The 11,937-nt window shown below is 63.9% G+C and carries 4 protein-coding genes; all 4 read left to right on the top strand.

Features of this window, described 5'->3' with window-relative positions; genetic code table 11:
• Positions 1-570, top strand: a 570-nt coding sequence (locus AC1DT2_RS08030; RefSeq protein WP_477295722.1) for a hypothetical protein, incomplete at its 5' end; no start/stop codon positions are given.
• A 296-nt stretch (positions 571-866) separates the two neighbouring features.
• A complete protein-coding gene (locus AC1DT2_RS08025; RefSeq protein ID WP_477295720.1) occupies positions 867-9,629 on the top strand; it encodes a YDG domain-containing protein in 8,763 nt (2,920 codons plus the stop codon).
• A 32-nt stretch (positions 9,630-9,661) separates the two neighbouring features.
• A complete protein-coding gene (locus tag AC1DT2_RS08020; RefSeq protein ID WP_477295718.1) occupies positions 9,662-11,341 on the top strand; it encodes a ShlB/FhaC/HecB family hemolysin secretion/activation protein in 1,680 nt (559 codons plus the stop codon).
• Positions 11,342-11,495: 154 nt separating this feature from the next.
• Positions 11,496-11,937 (top strand): NAD(P)/FAD-dependent oxidoreductase (locus AC1DT2_RS08015; RefSeq protein ID WP_477295716.1); only part of this gene is annotated, 442 nt, incomplete at its 3' end.

Below are 11,937 nucleotides of genomic sequence, written 5' to 3'. Positions count from 1 at the left end.
GGGTCTCGGCTTGAAGCAGGAAAGGGTCCGGAGGGAAGGGGCAGTCGTTTCTCATTCGAGATCGAGGTTCCCCTGGCCGACGAGCGCGACCTGGAGCCCGACCTGGCCGTTGGCCACGACACGATCGATATGGAAGGGCACGGCAGGAGGGTGGTGGTGGCCGAGCCTGATGCGGCGCGTCGCGCGGTGTTGTGCGATCTGCTCGACGGTTACGGCTTCCAGTCCGTGCCCGTGGCATCGGCGAGTGCGCTGGACGACTTCGGGGCCGAGCCGCCAGTCCTTGTTATTGCGGAACTTCGGTGGCCGGAAGACACGAAGGGGACGGTCTTCGCACGCCTGCGTCGCCTTGCACCGAACGCGCCACTTCTGGTGTTTACGTCCGTTCCGCCTGCCACTCTGCCGGAGTGGCGCTCTTCAGAAGTAGAGGTGCTTCTGAAGCCCTCCGACGCGGCCGAACTGATGGCGCTTGTTGCCCGGCTCACCGAGCGCCCGGAAGGCGACATCCGTCCCGTACCGCAGGAACGCGAGCCCCTGGTGTCCCCTTACGCAAAGGGTGTTGATCCCGCTTAGCCCTTGTCCGTTCTCACGTCCTGACAAAAGCCGCTTGTTCTCCTTTTGATCGAGGGGAACTTGTCACGCTGGGCGTGACAGAAGTTCCCGTTCGGCGGCCTTATCACATCGCGCCGCTCTTCCTAGAATCGCCCCGCCGACGTGACGAAGTTCGCACTTTATGCGACCGATCGCTGCGGCCACTTTGCACACGAGCGCGACGCTGCCCTGACGACGCACTGAGCGGCGGCAAGGTGCGTGTCGCGAACCTTCTCGCGCTGCACGCAATTGACTGCATCAAACGGGGCTTCGCAACAATGAATCGGATCTATCGCCTGTGCTGGAACGCCGCGACTTCACAGTGGGTCGCGGCCAGCGAACTCGCCCGCAGCCGCCGTCCGGGCGTTTGCGTCAACGCGCCCGCAAGCGCGCCGCGCGTGGCGACCATGGCATTGGCGGTGGCCCTGGCGATCGGTAGCGCAGGAGCTGCCCGTGCCGGTCAGACCGGAGGTCAGATTGTTTCGGGCAACGGCGCGATCAACCAGAACGGCGCGACGACGACGATCAACCAGGCCAGCCAGCATCTGTCGCTGAACTGGCAGACCTTCGACATCGGTGCGAACGAGACAGTCAACTTCGTCCAGCCGGGCCGCGATGCCATTGCGGTCAATCGTATCCTCGGCAACAGCGCCTCGGAGATCTACGGGCACCTCAACGCCAATGGCCAGGTCTGGCTGATCAACCCTAACGGCGTGCTGTTCGGCGAGGGCTCGCAGGTGAATGTCGGCGGCCTCGTCGCCTCGACGCTCGACACCGCGGACAGCTCGCTGGACGCGACCTCTCGTACGTTCAGTGGCGACGGCAAGGGCGGCGTCGTCAATAAGGGCGCCATTCGTGCCGCGAGCGGCGGCTACGTCGCCTTGCTGGGCAATACGGTGTCCAACCAGGGCACGATCAGCGCGCAGTTGGGCACGGTGGCGATGGGGGGCGGGAGCGCCGTTACGCTCACCTTCGAGGGTAGCCAGCTGCTCCACCTCCAGGTCGACCGCAGCACGCTCAACAACCTGGTGGAGAACCGCCAGTTGGTCCAGGCCGATGGCGGGCGGGTTCTCATGACCGCGGGTGCGGCCGACTCGCTGCTGGCCAGCACCGTCAACAATACCGGCGTCGTCCGGGCGCAGACGGTACAGAACCACAACGGCGAAATTGTTCTGCTGGGCGGCATGACGGCCGGTCATGTGAACGTCGAAGGCACGCTGGATGCGAGCGCGCCCAATGGCGGAAACGGTGGCACCATCGAGACCTCAGGCGCGTTCGCCCACATTGGCAGTGCGGCGATCACCGCCGGCGCAGCGCATGGGAAGGCGGGCACCTGGCTGGTCGATCCGTACGACCTGACCATCGACACGGCCGCAGCTACGACGATCTCGAACTCGCTTAACAGCGGCACCAACGTGACCGAGTCGACCTCGGCCGGCGGTGCTTCGGGCGCGGGTGTGCAAAATCCCGGCGGCGTCGGCGATATCAATGTCAACGCGGCCATCAGCTGGACCAACCCGAACAGTACCTTGACGCTGACCGCGTATCGCGCGATCAACGTCAACGCGCCCATTTCCGGCGCGGGCCACGTTGTGCTCACCGCTCAGGGCGCCACAGGCAGCAACGGCAACATCACGCTTGCCGCAGGCGGCACAGTGGCCGGCGGGGCGGGGGTAACCCTCACCGCTGCCAACGCCTTCATCAACAACGCGGGCGGGAGTGCGCTCAGTTCGGCCTCGGGCAAGTGGCTGGTCTATTCCGCGAGCCGCGCGGCCGACGTCACCGGTGGCCTTACCCCGCAGTTCATCCAGTACAACGCGGCAGCGGGCGCGACACCACTGGGTGCAGGTAGCGGCTTCCTCTACAAGCAGACGGCGAACGCGGCCATCTCAGGCCTCAGCAGCACCGTTGAGAAGACTTACGACGGCACGGCGACGGCCAGTCTGACCGGGGCCAACTTCAACGCCACCCTGGTCAACGGCGACCGTATCGCCACCGCGACCGGTACCTATGGCAGCAAGGATGCCGCCAGCGGGATCCAGGTGACGGCAGCTAACGGTGCGGCTGGATACACCTTCACCGATGCGAGTGGGCTCGTTCCCGTGTATGGATACACGATCAGCGGTGGTGGCGCCTCGGCTAACATCGGTGTCATCGACCCTCGCCAGCTCAGCGTCTCGGTCATCAACAACCCGACCAAGACCTACAACGGCACGACCACCGCCACGCTGACCAGCGCCAACTACCTGACCACCGGGCTCGTAGCGGGCGAGAGCATCACCTTCAGTCAGCCGAACAGTGTCGCTTACGATTCCGCCGACGCTGGCGCGCGCATCATCAACGTGGGTTTCCTGCCGTCCAACTTCATGGCGGCAAACGGCACGACGCTTTCCAATTACGTTCTGCCCACGACGGCAACAGGCGCGGGCACCATCAATAAGGCAAAGGTGCAGCTGTCCGGCCTGCTTGGCAGCGATAAAGTCTACGACGGCACCACCACGGATAACCTGGACAAGAGCCGCGTCTCGATCTTTGGTGTTATCGCGGGCGACACAGCCAACGCCACGCTTGACAGCACCAATGGCATTKGCCTGTTCGCAGACGCGAACGCGGGTAACAACAAATCCGTCACCGCCACGGGATTCCAGCTGGTCGGCAGCAAGGCCGCCAACTACGACCTTGTCCTTCAATCGGACATCACCGGTTCCATTACGCCGAAGGCGCTGACGATCAGCGGTGTGTCGGCCATGGGCAAGGTGTACGACGCGACGCTGACGGCATCGCTCGCCTATACGAACCTCGCGCTCAACGGCCTGGTGAACAGCACCGACACCGCGAACATTTCGCTGGTCACCGCCGGCGCGGCCGGTGCCTTCGCCACGAAGAACGTGGGCAATGGCATCGGCGTCAGCGCGTCCGGCTTCACGCTGGCGGGGACGGGCACGGGCAACTACACCTTGTCCCAGCCTACGGGCCTGTCCGCTAACATTACGCCGGCGCCGCTGTCGATATCCATCACGGGCAATCCCACCCGCACGTACAACGGGACCACGACCGCCAACATCGGTTCGGGCGATGTGACCATCAGCGGGTTCCAAGGGGGAGAGACGGGAACCGTCGTGCAGAGCGCCGGCGCCACCTATGCGAGCAAAGACGCAGGCACGCAGCTGGTCACCGCCTTGCTCGAGCCGTCAGACTTCAGCCTGGGCAACGGTGCAGAACTTTCCAATTACACCTTCCCGACCTCCATCACCGGCAACGGCACGATCGCCAAGGCCATCCTCACCTGGTCGCTCGTAGGAAATCCTACAAAGGTCTACGACGGTAATACCGATGCGACGCTGACGAACGACAACTTCCAGCTCTTCGGCTTCCTCAGCGGGGAGGGCGCCACGGTCACTCAGAGCCACGGCACATACGACACCGCGAATGTCGGCCAGCGGAATGTGACGGCAAACCTGAATCTGACGGACTTCACCGCGCTGAACGGCACCGTGTTGTCGAACTACGTGCTGCCGACGGTGATGACCGGCATTGGGACGATCACTCCGGCGCCCCTGGCCGGATTCATTACGGCCGGCATCAACGGCCCGACCCGCGTCTACGACGGCACCACCATCGCGACGCTCACGCCGGCGAACTTCATCCTCTCCGGCTTTGCGGCAGGCGAGGGCGCTTCGGTCAACCAGACCGTCGGCATCTTCGCCTCGAAGAATGTCGGTAAGCAGGCCGTGTCAGCTTCGCTCTCCAGCGCCAATTTCGACGCTAACGCTGGCACCAATCTTTCCAACTACACGTTACCGACGGTGGCCTTCGGCACCGGCGAGATTCAGCAGGCGCTGTTGACGGCATCCATCGTGGGCAATCCCTCGAAGGTGTATGACGGCACACGCTATGTGACGCTAACGCCCCAGAACTACGAGCTTCTGGGCTTTGTGGCTGGCGAAGGCGCGGACGTCGTGCCGTCGTCGTCAATCTCCTTTGACACCAAGAACGTCGGCAGCAACAAGACGATCACGGCGAACATGGCGGTGTCCTCGTATCTGCCAAACAGCCAGACGCTGCTGTCGAACTACATCTTGCCAACGGTCGCGACCGGCCCCGGTACGATCACCGCGGCGCCGCTCTACATCGTCGGGGTCTCCGCCCAGAGTCGCGATTACAACGCAACGACCCTGGCAACGCTCAATAGCGGCGGGGCCTCCCTGGTCGGGCTGGTGGGCGCTGACTCGAACGACGCGGCGAAGGTTGCCCTCGCGGTAGGCACGACCGGAACCTTTGCGGATGCCAATGCTGGCGTCGGCAAAGCCGTCACAGCCAATGGCTTCTCCATTTCAGGCAGCGAAGCCGGTAATTACGCGCTCATGCCGCTGACCGGCCTGACTGCGACCATCAGCCCGTTCACACTGAGCATCAACGGTGTGTCGGCCATCGATAAGATCTACGACGGCAACACGGGCATTGCCTTGAGCACGGGCACAGCGTCGTTGGGCGGCATTTTCAGTGCCGACAACGGGAACGTGACGCTCGATACCTCGGGTGCGAGCGGCAGCGTGCGGTCGGCCAACGCAGCCAACAACCTCGACGTAACGACGTCAGGGTTTGGATTGGCAGGCAGCGCCGCGGGCAACTACCGCRTCGACCAGGTCAGCGGCCTTACCGCCAGTATCTCCAGGCGCCAGGTCACGGCGTCCATCACGGGCGATCCGACCAAACCGTACGACGGCTCGGATTCCGTGACGCTGACCGCTGGTGACTACACACTTTCGGGCTTCGTGAGCGGGCAGGGAGCGAGCATTCCGCAGTCGTCCACCGCGAAGTACAACAATGTCAACGCCGGCAGCAACCGCGGCCTGACGTCGACGCTTTCTGTGTCGGACTTTGTGGCACTTTCGGGCACCAACCTCGCCAACTATGACCTGCCAACCGGTGCCGCCGGCGCGCTCGGCACGATCACGCCCTTCATCATCAACCTGATGAGCCAGCGCGTTTATGACGCGACCACCGATGCCGATGCTGCCTTGTTCACCAGTGGCGGCACGATCGCCGGCGTGAATGGCGAACGCCTGACGCTGACCGGCAGCGGTGTCCTGTCGACGAAGAACGTAGGCAACCAGCGAAGCTTCGCCAACTTCGGCACGTTGGCGCTGGGCGACAACAGCGGCACCGCGACGAATTACACGCTGACCGGCGGCATCGATTGGGTGACTATCACCCCGGCCACCTTGACCGTCGCYGGCACGGTGGCAGCCGACAAGACCTATGACCGCTCCAACGTGGCGCAACTCTCTGGCTCGACGCTTGTGGGGCGGTTGGGCACGGACGATGTGACGCTGGGGAACTTCGCGACCGGGACATTCGCCAACAAGAATGCCGGTGTCGGCAAGTCTGTTGGCACGTCGATGACCGTGACCGGTGGCGACAGCAGCAACTACATTCTCGTCCAGCCCACGGGGCTCACGGCGACCATTTCACCGCTGACCATCACCCCCACGGCCTCGGCGGACAGCCGGCAGTACGATGGAACCACCAACGCCACGGCGACGGTGTCGTCCACGGGCGTCCTCGCGGGCGACACGGTCAACTTCGGCGAGTCCACGACGCCGCAGTTCGACGGCAAGGATGTGGCCAACGGACGCACCGTCACGGTGAGCAACATCACCAAGGGCGGCGCTGACGCGGCCAATTACGTGCTCTCGACCACGACGGTGACAGCACTGGCGAACATCACGCCGCGTATTCTCAACCTGGGCGGAACGCGGGTCTACGACACCTCGACCTCGATCTTCAGCCCTGGTCTGACCCTGGGGAACCTGGTGTCGGGTGAGAGCCTCTCCCTCTCGGGCACGGGCAACACGGCGAGCAAGAACGTGGGTAGCTATACCGGCGGTAACTTCGCGCTGGGTTCGCTCGCGCTGGCCAACGGCGCGGGTGGCCTCGCGAGCAACTACACGCTGACCGGCGGCACCGATACCTACACGATCACGCCGGCGATCCTCAACGTGATCAACACCACGGCCGACAGCAAGGTGTATGACGCGAACACCATCGCTGCCTTGCACAACGCCACGCTCGATGGCGTGTTGGGGTCGGACACCGTCGATCTGACGAACGCCGATGTCGGCACCTTCAGCGACAAGAATGTCGGCACGCACAAGTCGGTCGCCACGGCCATGGGCATTGCCGGGGCAGACGCGGGCAACTACACCCTCGTGCAGCCGGCCAACGTGTTCGCCGACATCACCTCGAAGCTCATCCATGTGGACGCCAATGGGGTCAACAAGGTCTACGACGGCAGCACGGCATCGGGCGCGACGCTGTCGAGCCAGGATCTGCTGGGCACCGACCAGGTGACGTTCAGCGCCGCCAGCAACCTCTTCGATACCAAGGATGTCGGGACCGGCAAGGCAGTGAGTGTGGATGGGATCACCGCCGGCGGTGCCGATGCGGGGAACTACACGCTGGCCAACACCAGCGCAGCCACCACCGCGAACATCACGCCCTTCATCATCAACTTGACCGGGACGCGTGTATACAACGGCACGACGACGGCCAGTGCGAACCTCTTTGGAACGAACGGCGTCGTCGCCGGCGCCAATGGTGAAACGCTGATCCTCACCGGTGCGGGTAGAAGCGCATCCAAGAATGTGGCCACCTACCTCCGGGCTGTTGACGGCACGGGCGGTTTCGACCTCGACACGCTGGCACTCAACGGCACGGGAGGATCAAGTGCGAGCAACTACGCGCTGTTGGGGGGCATCGACAGCTTTACGATCACCCCGCTCGCGGTGACGGTCACTGCCATCGGCGGCAACAAGGTCTATGACGCCACCACGGCGGCAACGGCTACGTTGGCATCCGGAGGCCTGATTTCGGGCGACACGGTGGACTTTGCATCCGGCGCAGCCACCTTTGGCGACAAGAATGTCGGCACTGGTAAGACCATCTCGGTCACAGGCATCACGGCCAGCGGTGCGGACGCCGGCAATTACACGTTCAACACCTCGGCCGCGACCACCGGCAACATCACACCGCTGGCCATCAGCGGGAGCATCGTGGCCGACGACCGTGTTTACGATCGTACGACGGGGGCGGTGACGCATGGCAGCTTGTCGGGCGTGCTCGGCGGCGATATCGTCGATTACGCGTCGACCACGGGCAGCTTCCTCGACAAGAACGTTGGCAACGGCAAGACCGTTAATGTCTCCGGTGTCGTTGGTGGGGCAGATGCCGGCAATTATGTCGTCACCAGCAACACCACCACGACCGCGAACATCACGCCGGCGACCATCGTGGTCGGCACGAGCGCGGCCGACAAAATGTATGACGGCAATGCCACGGCGACGACGGTGCTGTCGCAGACCGGTCTTATCGGCGGCGACGATGTGAGCTTCAGCGGCGCGTCGTCCTTGTTCTCCGATGCGAATGCGGCCAATGGCAAGACCGTCACGGTCAGCGGTATCACAGCAGCGGGCACCGATGCCGGAAACTATGTCTACAACACGGTAGCGACCACGCTCGCGAACATCACGCCTTACATCATCAACCTGCACGGAGAGCGCGTGTACGACGGCTCGACCGTCGCTGCGGCTGGGGATTTTGGTAACCACGGGGTCGTCGCGGGCATCAACGGCGATACGCTCGACCTGAGCGGCGATGGCTCCGTGGGGGATAAGAACGCCGGGACCAACAAGATCCTGACCTCGACCGGAACGCTGGGTCTCACCGCTAACGGGGCTGCGCTCAGCAGCAACTACACGCTGGTCGGCGGTACGCACACCCTGACCATCACCCCAAAGCAGATCGTGGTCGATGCCACCGGGTCCAATAAAGTCTACGACGGCGGCTCCCTGGCCGTGGTGGGCCTGGGCGCTGCCGGCGTCCTCGGCGGCGACCAGATCACCTTCGCGGGCGGCACGGCGAACTACAGCGACAAGAATGTCGCCAATGGCAAGACCATCACGGTGAACGGCATCTCCGCTTCGGGAGCGGACGCTGGCAACTACGCGTTCAACACGACAGCCCTGACGACAGGCAACATCACCCCGTTGGCTATCGGCGGCAGCATCGTCGCCAGCGACAAGTTCTACGATGGCACTACCACGGCGCAGACCCAGGGCAGCCTCACGGGTGCGCTTGCGGGCGACGATCTGGGTGTCATCACCCAGGGCACCTTCGCGGACAAGAATGCGGGGTCGGGCAAGACGGTGAACGTGGCGGGCCAGCTGACCGGCACGGATGCTGGTAACTACACGTTGACCACCAACACGACCACCACCGCCGCGATCAACAAGCTGGTGCTCGACCTCGCCGGCACGCGCGTGTACGACGGCAGCACCGTGGCTGGTGCTGGCATGTTCGGCAACGCTGGGGTGATTGCTGGCGTCGCGGGCGAAAGCCTGTTCCTGTCCGGCCAGGGTGTGCTTGCCAGCAAGAACGTAGCCACGGACCGCGCACTCGCGGGCCTTGGTTCGCTGGCGCTCAACGATAATGGCAGCTCGCTGGCCAGCAACTACACGCTCGTCGGCGGCCACGACGTGGCGACCATTACGCCACTTGGCATTAACGCCAACATCACGGCCAACGACAAGGTCTATGACGGAAACACCGCCGCGATCACCCAAGGCGTGCTGAGCGGCGTCCTGGCGGGGGACAGCGTGTCCTTGTCGACCGTCGGTGCCTTCTCCGACAAGAACGTAGGCAACGGGAAAACAGTGAATGTGACCGGCATGATCGCCGGCGACGGCGCCGGCAACTACGCCCTCAGCTGGAATCCGACCACGACGGCCAACATCACTCAGAGCGCCTCGCAAGGGACCTCGGGGAATGCACTGACCCAGATCGACGCCTTGCTTGGGCCCGAGACGTTAGCCACGCCATACGGCGTCGCCTCGAATGTCACGGTCGGCGACTACACCGGTAACCACAAAAAGACCCGGCAGCCGGTGGAGAAGAACGTGCAGCGCTMGGACTTCAATTCCGGCCTTTCGCTGCAGGTCGTCAGTGGCGGCGTGCGACTGCCTGCGGACGTGATGCAGTGAATAACCCCCTTCGAATCAGAAACGGCTTTTCGATGACCATGGTTCAATTTCCCAAGCGCACCGCGAATGTCCTGGGTGCCTGCATCCTGCTTGCCATCGCTTCGGGCGCGACCGCTCAGGTGCGCGCTCCCCAGACCGGTGACTTGCTTCGCCAGGTGCCTGCAACACCCGCCCCTCAGCGCTCCGATGACACGGGCCTGACCGTCACGCCGCAAGTGCCGACGGCGCAAGGCGACAGCGCCCCGTTCCACGTCACGCGCATCGAGATCACGGGTGCCACCTTGTTGCCGGCCGAAGACCTGCATGCGCTGGTCGCTTCGGGCGAGAACACCGACATGACCCTCGGCCAGCTCAATGCGCTAGCCGGCCGGATCACTGCCGCGTATCGGGCAAAGGGCTACCCTTTGACGGTCGCTTATGTGCCGGCGCAAACGTTGACCGGTGGCACGGTCCGCCTTGCCGTGCAGGAGGCGCGACTGGGCAAAGTGACACTCGAGAACCACAGTGCAACGCACGACGGTCCGCTGCAGGCTACGCTGGCGCCGCTCAAGGAGGGCATGCCGGTCTCATCGCACGGCTTTGATCGCAGCCTGTTGCTGCTGGGCGACATTCCGGGCGTCTCCGAGACATCGGCGCTCGGCCCCGGGCTTGAGCCGGGTACATCAGACCTTGCCGTGCGGACGGATGATCGGCCCCGTTACACCGGCACGGTCGCGCTCGACGATTACGGGAACCGCTACACCGGCCGAACGCGCATGACAGGCACCTTCAATATCAATGGCCTGTTCCATCAGGGTGACGTGCTTGACGCGACTGCGCTCACTGCCGGCTCGAACATGAACTACGGGCGGCTCGGCTACCGTTACCTGCTCAATGGCGAAGGCACGGTGGTCGGGGCGGCGGTCTCGTCGCTCGACTACAAGCTCAAGGGTGACCTGCGCGTGCTGGACGCGCACGGCACGGCGCAGGTAGCGAGTGTGTTCGTCAGTCATCCGTTCATCCGCTCCACCGACGGGAACCTTTACGGCCAGCTTGGCTACGACCGTCGCCATCTTAACGACTCCATCGACATCGTCGGCATTCGCACGCTACGCCATACCTATGGCTGGACCGCGACCCTTGCCGGCGACCAGCGTGACGCGCACGGCGTGACGAACTTCAACCTGGCCGCCACTTACGGCTTGTTGGGCTTCAATGACGCCTTCGCCGAATTTGTCGATGCGATCAGCGCCCAGACGAAGGGCCATTATCTGAAATACACGCTCTCCGTTGCGCGCCTTCAGCAGCTGTCGGACAACAACGCGTTGTACCTCGGCTTTCAGGGGCAGTGGGCGAATAAGAACGTGGATACCGCCGAGCAGTTCTATCTTGGCGGGGCGAACAACGTGCGCGGGTATGACACCGGGGTGTTGGCGGGAAGCCAGGGCCAGATGGTCAACCTCGAGTTCCGCCGGTCCCTTCACGTCGGCACACCGGGCAGCCTGATCGCGCTGGTATTCGCGGATGCGGGGCACGTGACCCTATACAAGGACCGCTTTGCTCCGGGCACCAATAGCGCCCACATGCAGGACGTGGGCTTGGGCTTACGGTGGCAGGGCGACGATCAATGGGTGGTCAGCGCGGACGTCGCGCATCCGGTAGGGGCCCGACCGGCAATCCTTGGCGACACGCACGATGTTCGGGCGTGGGTCCAGGTCCAGAAGGGCTTCTAGCAACGGCGTGGCACGGAGGTAGAGAACTCCTGACCATGTTGCCCGCTGTCGCCTCGCCTGGTTTGTCGGTGGAACTTCACAGCATTGCGCTCTGGCCTTCATTTGAAGGGGCCCATCATGCCCGCCCCATGTCCAGAAGCCGCCCGGAGCCCCGATGGAACAGCCCTACGATTGTGTCGTAGTCGGTGCCGGTCCTGCCGGACTCACGGCCGCCACTTACCTTGCGCGCTACCGCCGCCGAGTCCTCGTGATTGATGCAGGGGAGTCACGAGCGCGCTGGATTCCCGTCAGCCACAACTGTCCTGGCTTTCCGTTTGGCGTCGGCGGCCGGGAACTGCTTGGGCATTTCCGCGCCCAAGCCGAACAGCACGACGTTCCTTTCATGGCCGCAACCGTCACGGCCGTGGAGCCGTCGGAGGGTGGCTTCCAGATCAACGCGGCGGGGTCGACCGTTTCTGCCCGGACGGTGTTGGTTGCCGCCGGCATCAGGGATCGGTTGCCGGAGGCAACAGGCATCGAGGATGCCATTGCGTCAGGCGCGCTACGCCTTTGCGCCGTGTGCGATGGCTATGAAGCCCGCGATGAGGCCATCGGGG

It is taken from the genome of Luteibacter sp. P4_E6, from assembly GCF_056401535.1.
This window is presented reverse-complemented; position numbering and strand designations above follow the sequence as displayed.

What these genes read in the sequence shown, in the direction of transcription:
- AC1DT2_RS08020 (WP_477295718.1), top strand. Translation starts at nt 9,662, where the DNA reads ATGACCATGGTTCAATTTCCCAAGCGCACCGCGAATGTCCTGGGTGCC.